At 32.0% G+C, this 19,803-nt stretch carries 17 protein-coding genes; 5 read left to right on the top strand and 12 right to left on the bottom strand.

The window, feature by feature from the left end; translation table 11 throughout:
• Position 1 precedes the first annotated feature (1 nt).
• The 8 genes from proB to H0I32_RS05015 all read right to left on the bottom strand — a co-directional run bounded on the left by proB (position 2) and on the right by H0I32_RS05015 (position 11,535).
• On the bottom strand, positions 2-781 hold the full coding sequence (proB, locus tag H0I32_RS05050; RefSeq protein ID WP_179312815.1) for a glutamate 5-kinase: 780 nt from the start codon (positions 779-781) through the stop codon (positions 2-4).
• 97 nt (positions 782-878) lie between these two features.
• Entirely contained in the window at positions 879-1,682 is an 804-nt protein-coding gene (gene proC, locus H0I32_RS05045) for a pyrroline-5-carboxylate reductase (RefSeq protein ID WP_179312816.1), read from the bottom strand.
• A gap of 296 nt (positions 1,683-1,978) precedes the next feature.
• Positions 1,979-3,391, bottom strand: coding sequence for a glycosyltransferase (locus tag H0I32_RS05040; RefSeq protein WP_179312817.1), 1,413 nt, complete (start codon positions 3,389-3,391; stop codon positions 1,979-1,981).
• Between the two features lie 232 nt (positions 3,392-3,623).
• Positions 3,624-5,873 carry a polyribonucleotide nucleotidyltransferase gene (locus H0I32_RS05035; RefSeq protein ID WP_173587239.1) on the bottom strand — a complete coding sequence of 750 codons (2,250 nt, stop codon included), beginning with the start codon at positions 5,871-5,873 and terminating at the stop codon, positions 3,624-3,626.
• 193 nt (positions 5,874-6,066) lie between these two features.
• Positions 6,067-6,336: a 30S ribosomal protein S15 gene (gene rpsO, locus H0I32_RS05030; RefSeq protein WP_173587240.1), complete on the bottom strand. Its 270-nt coding sequence runs from the start codon at positions 6,334-6,336 to the stop codon at positions 6,067-6,069.
• A gap of 443 nt (positions 6,337-6,779) precedes the next feature.
• Positions 6,780-7,637 carry an acetyl-CoA carboxylase, carboxyltransferase subunit beta gene (accD, locus tag H0I32_RS05025; protein WP_173587241.1) on the bottom strand — a complete coding sequence of 286 codons (858 nt, stop codon included), beginning with the start codon at positions 7,635-7,637 and terminating at the stop codon, positions 6,780-6,782.
• A 254-nt stretch (positions 7,638-7,891) separates the two neighbouring features.
• The gene (fbaA, locus tag H0I32_RS05020) at positions 7,892-8,959 is read right to left on the bottom strand and encodes a class II fructose-bisphosphate aldolase (RefSeq protein ID WP_173587242.1); all 1,068 of its coding nucleotides are present in this window, start codon (positions 8,957-8,959) and stop codon (positions 7,892-7,894) included.
• Positions 8,960-9,165: 206 nt separating this feature from the next.
• Complete coding sequence (locus H0I32_RS05015; protein ID WP_246293564.1) at positions 9,166-11,535, bottom strand: BamA/TamA family outer membrane protein; 2,370 nt, start codon at positions 11,533-11,535, stop codon at positions 9,166-9,168.
• 380 nt (positions 11,536-11,915) lie between these two features.
• On the opposite strand from H0I32_RS05015, the gene H0I32_RS05010 reads away from it, so the two are divergent.
• Entirely contained in the window at positions 11,916-12,650 is a 735-nt protein-coding gene (locus H0I32_RS05010; RefSeq protein WP_179312818.1) for a TrmH family RNA methyltransferase, read from the top strand.
• Here the strand turns inward: H0I32_RS05010 and H0I32_RS05005 are convergent.
• Together H0I32_RS05005 and ubiE are read right to left on the bottom strand one after the other, a co-directional pair.
• Positions 12,637-13,353 (bottom strand): porin family protein, encoded by a 717-nt coding sequence (locus H0I32_RS05005; RefSeq protein WP_173587244.1) that lies wholly within the window; start codon positions 13,351-13,353, stop codon positions 12,637-12,639. The genes H0I32_RS05010 and H0I32_RS05005 overlap by 14 nt on opposite strands.
• Before the next feature lies 1 nt (position 13,354).
• Complete coding sequence (ubiE, locus tag H0I32_RS05000; RefSeq protein WP_173587409.1) at positions 13,355-14,086, bottom strand: bifunctional demethylmenaquinone methyltransferase/2-methoxy-6-polyprenyl-1,4-benzoquinol methylase UbiE; 732 nt, start codon at positions 14,084-14,086, stop codon at positions 13,355-13,357.
• Positions 14,087-14,423: 337 nt separating this feature from the next.
• Between ubiE and trkA the strand changes: the two genes are divergently transcribed.
• Both trkA and H0I32_RS04990 read left to right on the top strand, forming a co-directional pair.
• Positions 14,424-15,773: a Trk system potassium transporter TrkA gene (trkA, locus tag H0I32_RS04995; RefSeq protein WP_173587245.1), complete on the top strand. Its 1,350-nt coding sequence runs from the start codon at positions 14,424-14,426 to the stop codon at positions 15,771-15,773.
• Positions 15,774-15,781: 8 nt separating this feature from the next.
• Positions 15,782-17,284, top strand: a complete 1,503-nt coding sequence (locus H0I32_RS04990; RefSeq protein ID WP_179312819.1) for a TrkH family potassium uptake protein — start codon at positions 15,782-15,784, stop codon at positions 17,282-17,284.
• On the opposite strand, the gene H0I32_RS04985 is transcribed toward H0I32_RS04990, so the two are convergent.
• The gene (locus H0I32_RS04985) at positions 17,255-17,410 is read right to left on the bottom strand and encodes a hypothetical protein (protein ID WP_179312820.1); all 156 of its coding nucleotides are present in this window, start codon (positions 17,408-17,410) and stop codon (positions 17,255-17,257) included. The genes H0I32_RS04990 and H0I32_RS04985 overlap by 30 nt on opposite strands.
• Before the next feature lie 432 nt (positions 17,411-17,842).
• Here H0I32_RS04985 and H0I32_RS04980 point away from each other — a divergent pair, with 432 nt between their 5' ends.
• On the top strand, positions 17,843-18,127 hold the full coding sequence (locus tag H0I32_RS04980; RefSeq protein WP_179312821.1) for a hypothetical protein: 285 nt from the start codon (positions 17,843-17,845) through the stop codon (positions 18,125-18,127).
• Between the two features lie 137 nt (positions 18,128-18,264).
• Positions 18,265-18,519: a hypothetical protein gene (locus tag H0I32_RS04975; protein ID WP_179312822.1), complete on the top strand. Its 255-nt coding sequence runs from the start codon at positions 18,265-18,267 to the stop codon at positions 18,517-18,519.
• Positions 18,520-18,614: 95 nt separating this feature from the next.
• On the opposite strand, the gene H0I32_RS04970 is transcribed toward H0I32_RS04975, so the two are convergent.
• Entirely contained in the window at positions 18,615-19,802 is a 1,188-nt protein-coding gene (locus H0I32_RS04970; RefSeq protein WP_179312823.1) for a pyridoxal phosphate-dependent aminotransferase, read from the bottom strand.
• Between the last annotated feature and the right edge of the window lies 1 nt (position 19,803).

The following is a 19,803-nucleotide window of genomic DNA, read 5'->3' as shown; positions in this document are numbered from 1 at the left end:
TTTAGGCACAAATAAATTTAGTTCCTACTTCCTTATCATTAATAATATCTACAATTACATTCGCTTTTTTTCCATTAGCAATGTAAGTAGGGATGTTTTTGTTCGCAGTTCCTTTGGCTATCTTTAATTTAGACGCCATACCACCGCGACCTTCACCTTCTTTTTTATCAGAATCTTGAACATATTTCTCTACGTTTTGATTTGTGACTACAGTGTTTAAAAGTTTTGAATCATCATCATCTGGATGCCCGTTATAAAGGCCGTCGGTATCTGATAATATAATTAAACGGTCTGCATCTACAAGCTCTGCTATTAAGCTTGCTAATTCATCATTATCTGAAAACATTGACATGGTCAGTGAAACCGCATCATCTTCGTTTGCGATAGGAGTGACGCCTTCTTCAAGTAAACCCTCGTAACAATTAATCATGTTTTCACGATGCTTTCCGATGTCAAAATCTCGTTTGGTGGCTAATACTTGTGCACATCTCATGCCGTAATCATGAAACAAACTGTAATAGTGTCTCATCATTCTTGGTTGCCCCACCGCCGAATATACTTGCCTTCTTATCGACTTGTCTTTAATGTTTGTTTTGCCTAGTATTTCCATACCAGCCATTGCCGATCCAGAAGATACAAGAATCACCTTGATATCTTCTTCATTTAGTACCGCGATTTGCCTCACCAATTCACGAAGTACTGGTCCTAAAATTCTATTGTCTTTATTTGTTAATACGTTGGTTCCTACTTTTACAACCACCCGTTTTAAATCGTCATTCATTGTTTTGTATTATGTATCAGAATAAAATTCTGAAGTGTAATAATTATATTTTTTAATAGGTTATTATCTTCACCTAATTAATTTTCAATTTGTTTTATTATTCTTTTCCTAATTCTACAGCGCGATCAAATGCTGCATAAGCAGCATCTTCTATCAGTTGCTTTACATTGTTGTCGTCCATAGAATCTATGGCAGCTTGTGTGGTTCCTCCTTTAGAGGCTACTTTATCTATCCATGATTTTGGTGAAATGTTATTTTGATTGAAGAGTTCAATAGCCCCTTCAAACGTGCTGCTCACCAATTTTTTAGAATCATCATCAGAAAAGCCCATTTTTAAAGCCGCTTCTAACATGGATTGCATAAAATAAAATACATAAGCAGGTCCACTCCCCGAAATTCCTGTAGAGGCATCAATAAATTTTTCAGTATTTACATGTATTGAAGTTCCTGTGGTATCTAATAGATTTCTTACCATAATAAGTTCTACCTTAGATACCTCTTTTGATTCTGTATAAGAGGTGATTCCTTTACCAACTTGGGCAGGTAAATTAGGCATTGTTCTTATTACTTTTTTAATACTTAATCCTTTCTGAATCGTATTTATGGTAACACCAGCCATTAACGATACAAATATTTGACTATCGTTAATCATCGGTTTCATTACTTTAAATAAATCTTCGCTGTGATATGGTTTTACAGCTATAAATACAAGGTCTGCTTTTGGTAAGCAATCTTCTAAATTGTCAAATACGTTGAATCTTGAATCTTTGTTCAAGCTTTCTATTTTTTGTGGATCGGTATCATATATTCTAAGTTTGTGTCTGCTAAGTAATGGCGATGCTGCCATACCTTCTGAATATGTTAAGCCCATATTCCCGGCTCCGATTACTAATACTCTCATAATTTGTTTTATATATTAACTGACAGTAATGTCAGTTGTGTTAATAGCCGCAATTACTGTGCGATAGTGCCAAAATGAAATTATCATTTAAAGATTTTTGATATCCTAAGGATTTTATAACTATTGTTGTGGTTTTTTAACTTATAATGATGAATTGTTCAAAATCTCATAATTAGTAAAAAAGAGATTGTCTTAAAAGTGACAGTGTGTCGGTGACAAAAAGGAAGTTATAAAAAACAAGCCTATAAAAATTCTAGATTTTTATAGGCTTATAAATATAAGTTTTATGAAGTAATTTATTTTTCTACTGCTATTTCACGCGTTAACCAACCTCTTCTACTTGCTGTTGCAATTGAGTATGGTGTGATCCAAAATAGGGCAAAGGTGAAAACAATACTGTAAGTATAAGCCCAAATCGATTCTTTTATCTCATAACGATAACCAAAGAAAAGTGCAGAAAATGTAGAAAACACCAAAATACTTAATAATGTAGATCCTAAAAATAATAAGGGATGTGTTAATACAAAGAACATCATAAATATCACAAAAGGATAACTCATTATAATTCTTGAAGCTTGACTAATAAAAAGTATACGGCTGCCAAATTTACTACCCTCTCTAAAGTTGGTAAAAACATATTTAGCCATTGAAATATTTTCTCTCACATTACTTCTTCCCCATCTAATAAACATTTTATATAGGCCTAAATATTCTTCAGGTACATTAGTGTAGGCTACAGCGTCTTTTTGAAACAAGACATGCTTTCCTTGTTTTAAAATCATATTTGTCATTGCTCTATCTTCACCAATATCTGAAGGTTGCCCCATAAAGGTTTGATTAATCCACTCAGGTAAGCAATTAAATACCGCTGATCTTCTGTAAGCTGCTAATGCTCCTGGAGTACATAAAACAGAGTTTAAGTTGCTTTCTGCAGAACGAACAAATTCAAAACTCATTACAAAACTCACATCCAACATCTTTGGAAGCATTTCTTTCTTATTATTTAAGACTCTAATGTTACCGGCAACGGCTCCACATTTTTCATCTTTGGTAAACGGACTTACTAAATTTCTAAGTGTATCTTCAGTTACAATAGAATCACTGTCTACAGTTATAAATACCTCTCCATTTCCAATATTAAATCCTCTATATAGTGCATGACGTTTTCCTTTATTTTCTGGTTGTTGAAAGATATCTAAACGATCACCTAATTTATTCTTAGCATCTAGCATCCAATCCCAAGTATCATCTTTACTACCATCATCAATTGATAATATTTGCATTTTATTTTTAGGGTAGTTACTTTCTGCTAAACTCATTAAGGTATCCCAAACTTGTTTCCCTTCATTATATGCAGGTACAATAATGGTAACTGTTGGTAATTCTTTATCCGAAACTGATGCTACAGGTTTGTATTTTATGTAGTTGTATATTGTATAGGTAAAAAAAAGTCCTTTGTAGATAAATAACCCAAGTGCAATGGTCATAAAAATATACCCTAAAGTTGAACTTCTTTGATTAGCATTGAATTTTTCAAAATCATTAAAAAAGACATAAAAGAAATAAATACCCATACTTATTAATAAGAAGGTACTAAATAATACAATTTTATTATGAAAATTCTGAGTTTTTGGTTCACTGTTGAGAAATTTATTAGTAAACTTTTTTGTTCTAGATAAGTTTGTTGAAGGTATTTCTTTCGATCTCATATAAATTATTAATTCGTTGGATTAATTGATATAAGATGTACGTTAAGGATTACATTTCAGACTTAATTTTAATTTTATTTAACATATTGAGCTGTTTTTTTAAAAACTCATTTAGGTATTATAATAAGAGTTTTATATTTGTAATTCAGTTGTTTGTATTGGTTTTAGAGCAAAAATAAACCCTAAATGGAATTTCCATTTAGGGTTATAATATTAACAATCGAAATTAGAATTAATCTTCTTTCTTGTCTTCTCTAGGTTTACGATCATCACGTCTGTTATCACGTCCGCGATTATCTCTTCCTCTGTTGTTATCACGTCCACCAGAACGTTTATCATCTCTTGGTGGTCTTGCTACATAACCTTCAGGTTTTGGTAAAATTGCTTTACGAGATACTTTTTCTTTACGAGTTCTTGGATCTTGTCCAAAATACTTCACATCAAAAACGTCACCCATATTAACAACGTCACTTACATTTTCAGTACGTTCCCAAGCCAATTCAGATACATGTAATAAAACTTCGTTTCCTGGTGCATCCATATATTCTACAACGGCACCGAAATCTAACATTTTAATAACTTTTACTTCGTAAACGCTACCAACAGTTGGCTTGAATAATAAAGAATCTATTTTTGCCATAACAGCATCAATACCTTTACTTCCAACACCTAATATTTCAACAATACCTTCTTCAGTCACTGGATCTTCGTTAATAACGATAGTTGTCTCAGTTTCTTTTTGCATTTCTTGAATTACTTTTCCTCCAGGTCCAATTAAAGCACCAATAAATTCGTTAGGTACACGACGCGTAACCATAGTAGGCGCGTGATCTTTAACGCTTTCTGCAGGAGCAGCAATTGTATCTGTAATTTTACCTAAGATATGTAAACGACCAGCACGAGCTTGTTTTAGTGCATTCACTAAAATTTCGTAGCTTAATCCTTTAATTTTAATATCCATTTGGCAAGCGGTAATACCTTCAGTAGTACCCGTTACTTTAAAATCCATATCTCCTAAGTGATCTTCATCACCTAAAATATCAGATAATACAGCATAACGATCACCATCAGAAATTAATCCCATTGCGATACCAGAAACAGGTCTTTTCATTTTAACACCAGCATCCATCATTGCCATTGTACCAGCACAAACTGTTGCCATAGAAGAAGAACCGTTAGATTCTAAGACTTCAGATACGACACGTACTGTGTAAGGACAATCTGCAGGAATCATTCCTTTTAATGCACGTTGTGCTAAGTTACCATGACCAACTTCTCTACGAGATGTTCCTCTTAATGGTCTAGCTTCACCTGTACAAAAAGGAGGGAAGTTATAATGTAAATAGAAATTCTCCTCACCTTCGTAAGATGGCATATCTATTTTGTTAGCATCTCTAGAAGTTCCTAAAGTTACTGTTGCTAAAGCTTGAGTTTCTCCACGAGAAAAGATTGAAGAACCATGCGTAGAAGGTAAGTAATCTACCTCACACCAAATTGGTCTAATTTCATCAGTCTTTCTTCCGTCTAAACGTAAACCTTCGCTTAATGTTAATTCACGAACCGCTTCTTTTTCAGCTTTGCTATAATAACCACCAACTAAATGACCAAATTCTGCCATTTCTTCTTCAGTAAATGAAGCTTTAACTTCTTCTTTTACTTCAGCAAATGCATTAGTACGCTCTACTTTAGAAGTTCCCTTCTTAGCAATAGCGTAACATTTATCGTAAGCTAATTCGTGTATTCTTTTTTGTAAATCTTCGTTTACTTCAGCAGTCGTGTATTCACGAGTTTCTTTTTTACCAAAAGCTTCTGCTAAACGTATTTGAGCAGCAATTTGAACTTTAATTGCTTCATGAGCAAATTTGATAGCATCTGCCATCTCTTCCTCAGAAATCTCATCCATTTCACCTTCAACCATCATTACTGAATCCGCTGAAGCTCCAATCATCATTTCAAGATCAGATTCTGCTAATTGTGCACGAGTTGGATTGATAACGAATTCTCCATTTACACGCGCAACTCTAGCTTCAGAGATTGGACATTCAAAAGGGAAATCTGATAATTGTATAGCAGCACTCGCCGCTAAACCAGCCATAGCTTCAGGCATAACGTTCTCGTCATGAGACATTAATTGAATCATCACTTGCGTTTCTGCGTGATAATCTTTTGGGAATAATGGACGTAAAACACGGTCTACTAAACGCATTGTTAAAACTTCACCGTCACTTGGTCTTGCTTCTCTTTTAAAGAATCCTCCAGGGTAACGACCAGCTGCAGCAAATTTTTCTCTGTAATCTACCGTTAAAGGTAAAAAGTCAACATCTGCTTGTTTGTAATTGGAAACAACTGTACATAATAACATACATTTTCCTGATTGCACAACAACGCTACCGTGAGCTTGTTTTGCTAATTTTCCAGTTTCGATAGAAATTTCTCTACCATCTCCAAGGTCTATAACCTCTTTAAAAACTTGTGGTTTCATATTTTTTTTAATTCTAATTAAACAAAGGTCGTTGTGTTGTTGTGTAGTTGTTGCTGTTGTTGACCAATGAAAAACCGCAACTCTAAAATCGTTTTAGAGTTTTTATGCTATTTTTTTACGATTGTTAAACTCTTACGTTTGAGTTATATAAAAAATAAAAAGCCACGCTAAATGCGTGGCTTTCTTATTGAGATTATTTTCTTAATCCTAATTCTTTAACTATCGCACGATATCTTAAGACATCTTTCTTAGTTAAGTAATCTAATAAAGAACGGCGTTTACCAACTAATTTTACTAACGAACGCTCAGTATTATAATCTTTACGATTCTTTTTTAAGTGTTCAGTTAAGTGATTAATTCTTGCTGTAAACAATGCAATCTGTCCTTCTGCAGAACCAGTATCTTTTGCGTTTTTACCGTGCTTTGTGAAAAGTTCTTCTTTTCCTTTTTGATTTAAATACATGCTAATATTTTTGTAAATGATTTTTATGTACACGAAAGCATTTCTTTCGAACTGCAAATATACTACTTTTTTGTGATTTGAGATTTTTTCAGTAACTTTTTGATAGTCTTAATTCTATAATTAATCACATCATTAAGATTTCTCTAATAGCTTATAATTTTCTGCTAATTAATATTTATTAAAGTTATAGATGTGAAAGTGTTTTATCTCCTTAGACGTTTATCTCCTATTTACGATATTTTGTATGTTGTTCGTCTGGCTATCATAAAGATGCTAATTAATTAGATTGAACCTTTAATTAGAAAAATAGTGGTTACGTGTGGTGCTGATAGAAGGAGGTGTTTTTTTATTTAAAAAAGAGCATTAATAATTTAGGTGCGTTACAAATTAAAAAGAGCCTTTCAAAATTTATTTTGAAAGGCTCTTTTCTTTGTTATATTATATTAAGCTCGTACGGGTTGATTTTTAATTAAATCGATATACAAGTTAACCTGCTTCTTAAGATCTCTACGATGTGTAATAAAGTCTAAGAAGCCATGTTCTAATAAAAATTCTGAAGTTTGAAAACCTTCAGGTAATTCTTTACCTGTTGTATCTCTTACAATTCTTGGGCCCGCAAAGCCTATTAAAGCACCAGGTTCAGCAATATTAATATCTCCAAGCATTGCAAATGATGCCGTGGTACCGCCTGTTGTTGGATCTGTACATAGAGAGATATAAGGGATCCCTGCATCTGCAAGTTGTGCTAATTTAACTGAGGTTTTAGCTAATTGCATTAACGAAAGTGCTGCTTCCATCATACGTGCACCACCAGATTTACTAATAATCATTAAAGGTGTTTCGTTTTTTAAAGCATAAGCAGCTGCTCTAGCAATTTTTTCACCTACAACACTTCCCATAGAACCGCCAATAAAAGCAAAATCCATGCATGCTATAACCAAGTCTTGTCCGTTAGATTTTCCAACTCCTGTGCGTACAGCATCTTTAAGATTTGTTTTTTCTTGAGCTGCTTTTAAACGGTCTGGATATTTTTTTGTGTCTTCAAACTTTAGTGGGTCCTTAGACGTTAAATTTGCATCTAACTCTGTGTACTTATTGTCATCAAATAGAATTTGAAAATATTCATTACTTCCAATTCTAACATGATAACCGTCTTCTGGACTCACATAGAAATTTTGTTCTAATTCTTTAGTATCTATAATTTTTCCTGTAGGAGATTTATACCAAAGGCCTTTAGGTGTATCTTTCTTTTCTTCAGTTGAGGTATGAATACCTTTTTCTTTTCTCTTAAACCAAGCCATATTAATTTACGATTTTTTTAATCCTAAGCGACGCTTAAGACAGGTTTATGATTTTAGATTTTATCAATCTTAAATCTGTAATTTGATTTAGTAGTTAGTTACTAAACTAAGTGTGCAAAATTACTATTTTATTAAATATAACTCAAAAATAGAAGTAGGTATCTCTAAAAAGCAGAGATTTGTGGCAATAAAAACCCGTTAAAACTCTGATTTTAAGTTTTAACGGGTTTAAAAAAGTATTATAATTATGCTAACTAAAGTGTGTTAACATTGTTTAAATCTTCAAAAGCTTTTTTCAATCTAGCAACAAAAGCGTCTTCTCCTTTACGTAACCAAACACGTGGATCGTAGTATTTTTTGTTAGGAACTTCAGTACCTTCTGGGTTACCAATCTGACTTTGTAAGAAGTCTTTATTGTCTTGAATGTAATCTCTAACACCAGTTAAAAATGCATATTGCATATCAGTATCAATATTCATTTTAATTACACCGTAAGTAATTGCTTCTTTGATTTCTTCTGTCGTAGAACCTGATCCACCGTGGAATACAAAATCAATATGATTGTGTGGTAAATTATGTTTTTTAGATAAAAAGTCTTGAGAGTTTCTTAATATTTTTGGCGTTAACTTAACGTTTCCTGGTTTGTAAACACCGTGAACATTACCAAAAGCAGCTGCAATAGTAAATTGATCACTAACTTTACTTAATTCTTCGTAAGCGTAAGCTACTTCTTCTGGTTGCGTGTATAATTTAGAATCATCTACATCAGAATTATCTACACCATCTTCTTCACCACCTGTAATCCCTAACTCAATTTCTAGTGTCATACCCATTTTGCTCATACGCTCAAGATATTTTTTACAAGTTGCAATGTTTTCTTCGATTGGTTCTTCAGATAAATCAATCATATGAGAACTGTATAAAGGCTTACCAGTTTCTTTAAAAAACTGTTCACTAGCATCTAATAAACCGTCAATCCAAGGTAATAATTTTTTAGCACAATGATCTGTGTGTAAAATTACTGGCACTCCGTAAGCTTCAGCCATAAGGTGAATGTGCTTAGCACCTGCTACAGAACCTGCAATAGCTGCTTTTTGACCTTCATTACTTAAGCTTTTTCCTGCATTAAATTGTGCTCCTCCGTTTGAGAATTGAATAATAACAGGTGCATTTAATGATTTAGCTGTTTCTAATACCGCGTTAATTGTGTTAGACCCCGTTACATTTACAGCGGGTAAAGCATAACCTTTTTCTTTAGCGTGGTTGAAAATATTTTGAACTTCTTTTCCTGTGGCAACGCCAGGTTTGATATTATGACTCATAATTATTGAATTGATAATTTGTGTTACCAAAAGTACATAAATTTTGAATATTTATATAGTCAAATCGGTTATAAAATACCGAAAACGTTGTAGTCGGTTTGTTAGTATCGGTTTGAAAACTAAAGTGATAGAATTGATTTAGTTACTCTTAATTTTTAGAAAAATAAATTAAAAAAGAATTAAGGAGATTTTTGCTTCAGGAGAATTTAAAATGGATAGTTAACCCCTATATTATAAGTTGCATTTCCGAAGTTATAATCTCTAAACCAACGATTTCCGACATCTTGTGAAGGATCGTGAGTTTTAAAACCAACATCAAAACGTAGTACAAAGAAATCAAAATCGTAACGTAAGCCAATACCAGAACCTATGGCAATATCTTTTAAAGAACTAAGATTAGTTAATGTAGAAGCCTCTTCTGTAACGTTGTCTAGAACATTCCAGATGTTACCGGCATCTACAAAAACAGCTCCCTGAAAATTACCGAATAAACTAAAGCGTTGCTCAGCACTTAAATGAAGTTTAAAGTTTGCTTCGTTAAATTCATTAGTGTTATTAGAACTTCCTGGGCCAAGGTCGTAAGCAGTCCATGCTCTGTTGTCATTTGGTCCTCCGGCAAAGAAACTTTCTGCAAAAGGAATATTATTAGAGTTTCCGTATGGAATTGCAATACCGGCATAACTACGGAATGCAAATACATTTTGTCTACCTAAATCTATATATTTAATATAATCGATTTCAGTTTTAATATATTGTGAAAAAGCGACTCCAAATATTTCGTAGTTATCATCGTCGTTTTTAGATAATCCGGCAATATTAGAAATGTTAGACATTAAGTTTCCTGCAAGTTCAATACGCCATTTAAAAACTGAAAAGTCGTTATCAAATATGTTTTTTCTTCGGTCTTTTTTATAGTCAAAACTTGTAGAAAAAATAAGGTTATTTTCTGTAAGTCGTTCTTTTCGTTCTTCAATATTGTTTATCGTAACATAATCATCATCACTTGATGTTAGTGACGTATTTCCTGTTAAAACATCAGAAATAAAAATATCAGCAGGTTCATATTCGTTAGGTAAAGAATTATCTGATAATGTGCCGTCATCATCTATGTAGTCAATTGCTCTAGCTATAGCGTTTAATCTTCCAAATGAATTCTGATAAACTCCAAAATAGTTATCAGTATTCAGGTTTTTTACAAAATTGATATTGAACAATTCTAATGTATTTGTAACCGTGTTAGAAGGATACCAATTGTAGCTAAAAACTCCTGATATAGACTGTTTATCTAATCCTATATTTTGCTGACTGGTTGCTGAAAGGTTTATCGCTGTGCTTGGCGACATATACTTAGGAGTAATTTTTTCAGTATTAAAAGGACTGAACAATCTAGGGATTGTTAAACGGATATTACCACCAAATTCGTTGATATCAAAAAAAGAGGTTTCAGTAGAGCTTCTACTTTTAGAGGCTCCAATTGCAGCAATTCCTGTTATTTCTAAAGTTTCTGCACCTCTAAAAATGTTTCTTATTTTTAATCCAGAACTAAATGAAAACCCAATAGATTGAATGTTACTTTGATTAATATCAGAATCAAAACTTAGAGCGTATTTGTTTTTAGGTTCTAAAAATATGTTGGCGGTTAGAGTAGAGTCTGTTGCATTTTCTACAAAATCAATATTAGGATATCTGAACATTTGTAAATCGTTAAGATAGCGTGCTGTTCTGCTTCTTGCTAAGTCACTATAAGTATCTCCTTTATTAATAAAAACAGCATCTGTGAGTGCTTTTGGTCTAAATCGTAATTTTTCTTTACTGTATAAGTTGAAATTTTTATAAGTTGTTGTGTCTTTAATAGTGTTAAATCGATTTTCGAAATTATCGTCTGTATATATGTTAACTTCTTTAATGGTATATTTTTTAAAAGGCTTAGTCGTTGTAGAATCATCCCCTCTAATTATTCTATTTCCAATAATTAAGTCCGTGTAGACTTTATTATTGGTGTTAATTGTATCCATTTCATAACGGATATAGTCTTGGGCAAAATAATAAAAACCAGCGTTTCTTAAATACGTATTAATACGCTCACGTTCGCTTTCATAATTTTGTTCATCAAATTGTTCTCCCTTTTTTAATAATGAAGCTGCAATAAATTTGGTGTAGAGTGAATCTATGGCAGGACTGCTAATAATAGGGTTTAAAGAATCGAGTATATAAGGTTTGCTTTTGTGAACATTGTAAGTCACTTTAGCTAATTTATTACTGTCTTTTTCTACTTCATAATTTACCGTATTGTTAAACCAACCTTTGGTATAGTAATATTTTCTAAGATTTGTTGCTGTTTTTATGGTTTTGTCTTCGTTGTAAATTACAGGAGCTTCACCAGTTCGCTTTAACCAAGCATTAAAATCGCGTTGTGTTTTTAGCTGCTTGTAGAATTGCTTTTTAGAAAGTAAGGCGATTCTTCGTTTTACTTTTGAAGAGTCACTTAAAATATTAGCATTTAAAACAGAATCTATATTTGGTCTTGCAAGATTGTAAATATGAAGTTTTAAAGGAAAGCCTAAAAACTTTCGCATTCCCGAATTTGTTTTTTGAATGATAATATTATTAATCCGTTCGTTAGAAACCTGAATGCTATCTTCTAGAATAGTGTTGTTGATAATAAGATGCTGACCATTTTTAACTCGTTTTACAACATTACAAGAGCTTAGCATTAATACGCATAGCAGAAGCAATGTATTGCGAAACAAAGATTTGTTGTTAGAAAATGATATTAAAGTGAGTTTTTGCAAATTTTGAAAGTATTATCTTTTTTAAATAACGTTAGTGAAACAAAAATAATACCATTTATTCGTTAGAAATAGCATAGTCTCTTTAATTTCGAAACGCTATTAAAACAAAAAAGGTTTACTTTGTATTCGTAAGAGTTTCGTCTAACAAATGTAAAGACATTTTAATGTTATCAAAGAATCAAATAAAGTTAATTAAGAGTTTAGGTCAAAAAAAAGGTAGACAACAAAATGGTTTATTTATAGTTGAAGGTATAAAAGGGATTTCAGAATTTCTTAAATCTGATTATAAGTTGAAAAACCTTTACACAACTCAATCTATTTTTGAAGCTCCTAATCATTTAATTTCTGAAATTTCAGAAGCCGATTTAAAAAAAATTACAGCACTTAAAAACCCTAATACTGCTTTGGCAATTTTCGAAATTCCAGAGTCAATATCATCTCAAGAAAAAGGATTGGTTGTCGCTTTAGATGATGTAAGAGATCCAGGTAATTTAGGGACTATTATTAGACTTTGCGATTGGTATGGTATTAAAAATTTAGTTTGTAGTCATAATACTGTAGATTGTTATAATAGCAAAGTTGTACAAGCTACAATGGGGTCTTTAACACGTGTAAATTTACTATATGTAGATTTAGTAAATTATTTGCAATCTAGTAAACTAGATACTTTTGGTACGTTTTTAGAAGGTGAAAATATCTATACCGCAAATTTACCAACGGAGGGTATTATCATTTTAGGAAATGAAGCTAACGGTATTTCAGAAGCTATTGAAGCAAAAGTAAATAGAAAAGTGACGATTCCTCAATTTGGTGCTGTAAAAGCTACTGAAAGCTTAAATGTAGCAAATGCTACGGCAATACTTTTAAGTGAATTTAGTAGACGAACTATTGAAATGTAAAGTTAATAAATACACCTCTGGTTTGCATTTTTGCAACATTACCAGTCCATGGACTATTAGGGTCTACATCCTGAACAATTTCATTGTCCATTGAGAAAATACCGCGAATAGAAGGTGTGAATTTAAAATATTCTAAATAGAAATCAATACCAAAACCAATTTCGTAGAAGTACGTGTTTTTTATCATTCTAAATTCTCCTGAACTATTATCGTTAGGATTATCTTGATTACTCGATAAATTTAAAGCTGTTGAAACACCTCCAACAATAAAAGGTTTAAAATTATTAATACGTTTTGTAGATACTTTTAAAAGTAAAGGGATATGAACATAAGTTGATTTTACTTCTCTAAGCAAATCAGAATCATTATAATCGGTACCCTGAAAGTAGCTTTCGTCATAAACTAAGTTTCTTGTCGTAAAGAATACTCCTGGCTCTAACCTTAAATTTAAGTGGTCATTGATACGTAAATCACCAATAAGACCTAAATGAAACCCTGAAGATTCATCAACAAGGATATCTTTTAAATCTTCATTATAGTCAAAGTTAAAATCGTATTGGTTAAACCCAATAAAATAACCCCAAGTTAAAAGCTTTTGATCAATATTTTCAACCGGATTTGCTACTCTTTCTTTAGTGAAAAGTTGAGCAGAAGAACTTTGAAATGCGAATAAAAAAACTAAAAGGACAAGAATATGCTTCATATTATGCTTTAGATGCTGAGTAAATTGTAGCCACTCCCATGGTTTGTGGACGGTCTATAACATTAGTAAACCCAATTTTTCTTAAAATATTGTTTAAAGCTTCTCCATATGGAAAAAGTGATGCAGATTCACTTAAATAACTATAGGCCACTTTATCTTTAGAAAAGATTTTTCCTATGGTTGGCATAATTAGTTTTGTGTGAAAATTATAGCCCGCTTTGTATAATGGGTTTGTAGGTACAGAGGTTTCAAGAATCACAAAAATACCATTAGGTTTTAGAACTCTTAATATTTCTGCTAAACCTTTTTCTAGATGTTCAAAATTTCGAACTCCAAAAGCTACGGTAATAGCATCAAAGGTATTATCTTCGAATGGTAAGTCTTCAGAATCACCAATTACCATCGAAATAATATTATCTAATTTTTTTGAAGTAATTTTTTTACGTCCAACCTCTAGCATACCATCACTGATATCTAAACCAATAATTTCTTCTGCATCTGTAGAAGTTAAACTAATGGCTAAATCTCCTGTGCCTGTAGCGATATCTAAGATGTTTTTAGGCTTGGTTTCTGCAACTAAGTCTACCACTTTATTTCTCCACTTAATATCTATTCCAAACGAAATAACACGATTTAAACCATCGTATTCTTTAGAAATAGTATCGAACATTTTAGTGACTTGTACCTTTTTAGATTGGTCACTATCCTTGTATGGGTTTACTTTCTCAGCCATAAAAATTTTTGGCAAAAATACATGATTTTTTTCATTTGAAAGTTTTAGAAGAAATGAAAAAATGGAATTGATTAATAAAAATGGTTAATTAAGTAAAGTTGAATTTTCTGTTTTTAGATAAGAGAATTTTAGCTTTGACATAAAATATATAATATAAGGTTTGTTAGTGCCAATGAGTTTAAATACTTCAATAACTTTAAGTACTTGTAAGTTATAAGTATATTTGTGCTTATTCCAAATAAATATAAGAAAACGAGCCTATTCAAAATTTTATTAATCATATATATGATTAATAAAGAACAGCGTGTGACCTTGGAAAAACAATAAATGTAAACAGATGAAAATTATTATCGCAGGTGCGGGTGAAGTAGGGTTTCATTTAGCTAAACTTCTATCTTACGAGTCTCAAGAAATTACTTTAATTGACACTAAAAAAGATAGCTTAAGTTATGCCGGTGAGCATTTAGATATTAGAACTATAAAAGGTGATGCTACTTCTATTTCAATTTTAAAAGAAGCACGTATAGATACCGCTGCACTTTTTATTGCAGTAACTTCTTCTGAAACAACTAATATTACAGCTTGTGTATTAGCTAAGCAATTGGGAGCAAAACGTACTATTGCTCGTATTTCTAATACAGAGTTTATAGAGAATAAAGAGACTGTTGGGTTTTCTAAATTTGGAATTGATGAGTTAATTTCACCAGAATCTTTAGCCGCATCGGAAATTGAATTATTATTAAATCAGTATGGTTTTAATGATACTTATGAATTTGAAGATGGAGAGCTAACAATGTTAGGTTTACGTTTGTCTAGAACTGCAACCTTTGTAGATAAATCCGTTAAGGAAGCTGCTGCTATTTATCCTGAATTAAATTTTATTCCTATTGCAATTCAACGTTTAGGAACACAATATACTATCATTCCTAGAGGTGATACTATTTTTAAAGAAGGCGATAAAGTTGTTTTTGTAACGTCTAAAGGTGGTGATGATGAGTTGTTTAAATTATCAGGAAAAGTTAAGGTTATAATTAAGAATGTTATGATTCTTGGTGGAAGCCAAATTGGTTTTAAGACAGCTAAAGATTTGTGTTCAAGTAAATTCAATGTTAAACTTGTTGAGAGTAAGCGAGGGAAAGCGGAAGAATTAGCTGAAGATATCCCTAACGCTTTAGTGATTTGCGGCGATGGTAGAAATGTAGATATATTAGACGAAGAAAATATCTCTGATATGGATGCTTTTATTGCTGTAACAGGTAATTCGGAAACCAATATTATGTCTTGTCTTTTAGCAAAGTCTAAAGGCGTGAAGAAAACCATTGCTTTGGTAGAAAATATGGATTATTATCAATTATCTCAATCGATAGGAATTGATACTTTAATTAATAAAAAATTATTAGCAGCAAATAATATTTTTAGATATATAAGAAAAGGTGAGGTGGTTGCTATGACCAAATTAACCAATATGAATGCTGAGCTTTTAGAATTTGTGGTCAAACCAAAATCTAAGATCACCAATAAGCTTATTAAGGATTTAAAATTTCCTATATCTGCTATTATTGGTGGAGTTATTAGAGATGGAAAAGGCTCTATTCCATTAGGTAGTTTTAATATTCAAGCAGGAGACCGTGTTGTGGTTTGTTGTTTGCCGCGTTCCATTTCTGAAGTAGAACGTTTTTTCTCTTAAAAGATATTATGTCTCGTATAAAACTCAATTATAAAATCATTTTTCATTTTCTTGGACTCCTATTATTGTTTAATGGAGGCTTCATGCTTACGGCAACTTTAATCAGTCTTATTTATAAAGATGGTGTTACTTTAGAATTGTTTCTAGCAGGTATTGTTACGCTTCTTATCGGAGTGGTGTCAATGTACAGAACGAAGGATCACCGTAAGGAAATGAATAAGCGCGAAGGGTATATCGTTGTTGCTTTTGGTTGGATTGTAATGTCTCTTACAGGAACATTACCTTATGTTCTTACAGGGGCTATTCCTTCATTTACGAGTGCTTTTTTTGAAACCATGTCTGGTTACACTACAACTGGGGCAAGTATTTTAAATGATATAGAGATTATACCCAAAGGAGTTCTGTTTTGGAGAAGTATGACACATTGGATTGGTGGAATGGGGATTATCGTTTTGGCGATTGCTATTTTACCATTATTAGGCGTAGGAGGGATGCAGCTGTTTACCGCAGAAGCACCAGGGCCAAGTGCAGATAAATTACATCCAAGAATTACAGATACAGCAAAGCGTTTATGGCTTATTTATGTAGGGTATACAGTTGCTGAAACCATATTATTACAGATTGCTGGGATGTCTTTTTTCGATGCCATTAACCATGCTTTGAGTACTTTGTCTACAGGTGGTTTTTCTACTAAAAATGCGAGTGTTGCTTATTGGAATGATAATCCGGCGATACAATACATTATCATTTTCTTTATGTTTTTGGCAGGTACTAATTTTGTATTGAGCTATTATTTATTCAAAGGGAAAGTTTCTAAAATTTTAGAGGATGAAGAGTTTAAATTATATTCTAAATTCATTGTTATATTTACAATTATAGCAGCGCTTCTTATTTATTTTAAAGCAGATATATCATTATCTTCTATAGATCACCCAATGGTTCTTGGTCGTGCAGAAAGTGCTTTGAGACATGCTTTATTTCAGGTGTTAAGTGTCATTACAACTACAGGTTTTGTGAGTGCTGATTATACATTATGGACACCATTTTTAACTATTTTCTTTTTCGGAATGATGTTTTTAGGTGGTTCTGCAGGGAGTACATCTGGTGGTGTAAAAGTAATGCGTCAATTAATATTAATTAAAAACAGTTTTTTAGAATTTAAACGTGCATTGCATCCCAATGCTATAATTCCTGTACGTTATAATGGGAAATCAGTTTCTAAAGATATTGTATTTAATGTTCTAGGATTCTTTATCCTTTACATGTTGTCATTCATTGTTGGAGCATTGGTGTTTTCTATGTTTGATATGGATTTTGCTTCTGCAATAGGACTTTCAGCATCTAGTTTAGGAAACGTTGGTCCTGCTTTAGGAGATTTTGGTCCCGTTGATAACTATTCCGCTTTACCGGCTTTAGGAAAATGGTGGGCTTCATTTTTAATGCTTATTGGTCGATTAGAATTGTTTACTGTTCTTATATTATTAACGCCTTTCTTTTGGAGGAATCGCTAATGGATTTTGAGTTATGGTAGTCAATAAAACTAAATTAGTCGCAGCCACATTTATAATTGCAGGTTCTGTTATGCTTTTTTTTAATGACTTAGAATTTACTCCGCTAATTTTAATTATTAAGTCCATAGGTTTGGTGCTTTTTATTCGAATTTTAATAAAGGAGCAAAAATAATTTTCAACTTTTTTAAAAGTATAGCTAGCCTATATTTCTACCCGTATTTTTCTGTTTTTAGTTGTTTTAGTTTTGATAGAGATCTACATACATCTTGTAACATTTAAAATCATTTTGCGTCATATCTATGTATTTAATTATTACTGAACTTGTTTTGGTGATAAGGATATTTATTATAGAATGAACGATAATTTCTTCATAGGATTAATTCTGTATCCTATAAGCTACAACTTCTTATCGTGATGCTAATAGCATCATTCTTACATCAATATTTTGAACTTTAACTGACCTCTTTTTAAGAAGTCTTTTATGCTAAACGTCCTTTTTGCTTCACGTATAAAAAAGGCTTATTTCTAGATTTTTTTTAAATTTTAAACCTATATGTTATGTCTGCAAGTACAATGAATACGGTAATGAAAAATAATAGAAAACTACTTCCGAAACGCGATAGGTTTAAGAATAGGTTAGGTGGTTATGATAGGAATGTAAAAACGGAATATAATTTTCCTAAAGCAACAACTAAGCAATTAAAAGAAATAGGAAAGCGTTTAAGAGAAGAGCGAAAAACCGAACTCATAAAAGTTGTCATTGTTTCAATGCTATTATTTTTGGTAATGGTTTGTTTTTTATACTATTATTCAGATGCAATAAGGTCATCATTGTGGTTTTAAACCTAGTTGAATTTAGCTTAGTTGTATTGTTAATTATTTTGTGTTTTTATTAATGAATTATCAGTATTTGTGTATTTTATTTTTTAATTCGATAAATTTATTGTATATTAATTTATTAATATTAAAATCCCTCAATTATGGAATTAGAATTAGCACAAGATTTAGGAACTATAAAGCAGCGTACTAAGAGGTCTCATTTTACAAAACGAGGCTTGTTAAATTCAAATTATAAGCGAGTTGTTAAATACAATTTTAAGAAAGCAAAAAGGAGATCGATTTTTGCAGTAAGGCAACGTGCAAAAGCTTTGAAAATAAGTAGAGAAAGCCTTAGAGTTTCTATGGTTTTAAAAGTATCCGTTTTTGTATGTGTTGCTATTTTAATTCTATTTTAAATAAAACTTGTTCTGTATTTGGAGCAAAGTTTAATCCATAAAAAAAGCTGTAACAAATAATTGTTACAGCTTTTTTTATTACAAATAAAATGTATTTAGCTTAATGCTGTTTTAATACGTTTTATAGCTTCTTTAATTTCATCTTGAGATGCGGCATAAGAAATTCTTATACAGTCTTTATTTCCAAATGCTTCACCAGTAACGGTTGCTACTAAAGCTTCTTCTAGTAAAAATAGAGAGAAATCAGAGGCGTTATTTATTGTTTTTCCTTTTATTGTTTTTCCGAAATAAGCAGAAATGTTTGGGAATACGTAAAAAGCACCTTCAGGTTCGTTCGTTTTAAAACCATCGATTTCGCTTAATAAACTTAAGATTAGTTGACGTCTTTCTTTAAACTCATCTACCATGTATTTAATGCTAGAAGGCTCTGCTTCTAAAGCCTTAATTACAGCGCGCTGTGCAATACAATTAGCACCACTAGTAATTTGACCTTGCATTTTATTACAAGCTCTAGCAATCCAATCTGGAGCACCGATATAACCAATTCTCCAACCTGTCATAGCGAATGCTTTAGATACACCGTTAACAGTAATAGTTCTATCGTACATATCTTCAAATTCAGCCATGCTAAAATGACCACCCTTAAAGTTAATGTGCTCATATATTTCATCTGAAACAATGTAAATATTAGGATACTTTTTCAGTACGTCTGCTAAAGCTCTTAATTCTTCTTTGCTATAAACAGATCCACTTGGGTTGCAAGGAGAACTGTACCAGATCATTTTAGTTTTTGGAGTAATGGCAGCTTCTAATTGTTCTGCTGTCATTTTAAAATCGTTATCAATAGAAGTTGTAACTTCTACAGGGACTCCATCACTTAGCTTAACAATGTCACTATAACTTACCCAGTAAGGACAAGGTAAAATAACTTCATCACCGGCATTAATCATTACAGAAGCGATATTCGCTAAAGATTGTTTAGCACCTGTTGAAACCACAATTTGCGGTAAGGTGTAACTAAGATTATTATCGCGTTTAAACTTCGTAATTATAGCTTCTTTCAATTCTACATAACCATCTACAGGAGTGTAGCTATTGTAGTTTTGATTGATGGCTTCAATTGCAGCATCTTTAATAAAATCTGGAGTATTAAAGTCTGGTTCTCCCAAACTCAATCCAATAATATCTTTTCCTTCTGCGCGAAGTTCTCTGGCTTTTGCCGCCATGGCTAATGTAGCTGATGTCGCTAAATTGTTAATTCTATCCGAAAGTTGGTCGTTCATA

This window comes from Winogradskyella sp. HaHa_3_26, from assembly GCF_019278425.1.
GTDB lineage: Bacteria > Bacteroidota > Bacteroidia > Flavobacteriales > Flavobacteriaceae > Winogradskyella > Winogradskyella undariae.
The sequence above is the reverse complement of the archived record's forward strand: the minus strand, read 5'-3'. Positions and strand labels throughout refer to the sequence as shown.

What these genes read in the sequence shown, in the direction of transcription:
- proB (WP_179312815.1), bottom strand. Translation starts at nt 781, where the DNA reads ATGAATGACGATTTAAAACGGGTGGTTGTAAAAGTAGGAACCAACGTA.
- proC (WP_179312816.1), bottom strand. Translation starts at nt 1,682, where the DNA reads ATGAGAGTATTAGTAATCGGAGCCGGGAATATGGGCTTAACATATTCA.
- H0I32_RS05040 (WP_179312817.1), bottom strand. Translation starts at nt 3,391, where the DNA reads ATGAGATCGAAAGAAATACCTTCAACAAACTTATCTAGAACAAAAAAG.
- H0I32_RS05035 (WP_173587239.1), bottom strand. Translation starts at nt 5,873, where the DNA reads ATGAAACCACAAGTTTTTAAAGAGGTTATAGACCTTGGAGATGGTAGA.
- rpsO (WP_173587240.1), bottom strand. Translation starts at nt 6,336, where the DNA reads ATGTATTTAAATCAAAAAGGAAAAGAAGAACTTTTCACAAAGCACGGT.
- accD (WP_173587241.1), bottom strand. Translation starts at nt 7,637, where the DNA reads ATGGCTTGGTTTAAGAGAAAAGAAAAAGGTATTCATACCTCAACTGAA.
- fbaA (WP_173587242.1), bottom strand. Translation starts at nt 8,959, where the DNA reads ATGAGTCATAATATCAAACCTGGCGTTGCCACAGGAAAAGAAGTTCAA.
- H0I32_RS05015 (WP_246293564.1), bottom strand. Translation starts at nt 11,535, where the DNA reads ATGCGAAAGTTTTTAGGCTTTCCTTTAAAACTTCATATTTACAATCTT.
- H0I32_RS05010 (WP_179312818.1), top strand. Translation starts at nt 11,916, where the DNA reads ATGTTATCAAAGAATCAAATAAAGTTAATTAAGAGTTTAGGTCAAAAA.
- H0I32_RS05005 (WP_173587244.1), bottom strand. Translation starts at nt 13,353, where the DNA reads ATGAAGCATATTCTTGTCCTTTTAGTTTTTTTATTCGCATTTCAAAGT.
- ubiE (WP_173587409.1), bottom strand. Translation starts at nt 14,086, where the DNA reads ATGGCTGAGAAAGTAAACCCATACAAGGATAGTGACCAATCTAAAAAG.
- trkA (WP_173587245.1), top strand. Translation starts at nt 14,424, where the DNA reads ATGAAAATTATTATCGCAGGTGCGGGTGAAGTAGGGTTTCATTTAGCT.
- H0I32_RS04990 (WP_179312819.1), top strand. Translation starts at nt 15,782, where the DNA reads ATGTCTCGTATAAAACTCAATTATAAAATCATTTTTCATTTTCTTGGA.
- H0I32_RS04985 (WP_179312820.1), bottom strand. Translation starts at nt 17,410, where the DNA reads ATGGACTTAATAATTAAAATTAGCGGAGTAAATTCTAAGTCATTAAAA.
- H0I32_RS04980 (WP_179312821.1), top strand. Translation starts at nt 17,843, where the DNA reads ATGTCTGCAAGTACAATGAATACGGTAATGAAAAATAATAGAAAACTA.
- H0I32_RS04975 (WP_179312822.1), top strand. Translation starts at nt 18,265, where the DNA reads ATGGAATTAGAATTAGCACAAGATTTAGGAACTATAAAGCAGCGTACT.
- H0I32_RS04970 (WP_179312823.1), bottom strand. Translation starts at nt 19,802, where the DNA reads ATGAACGACCAACTTTCGGATAGAATTAACAATTTAGCGACATCAGCT.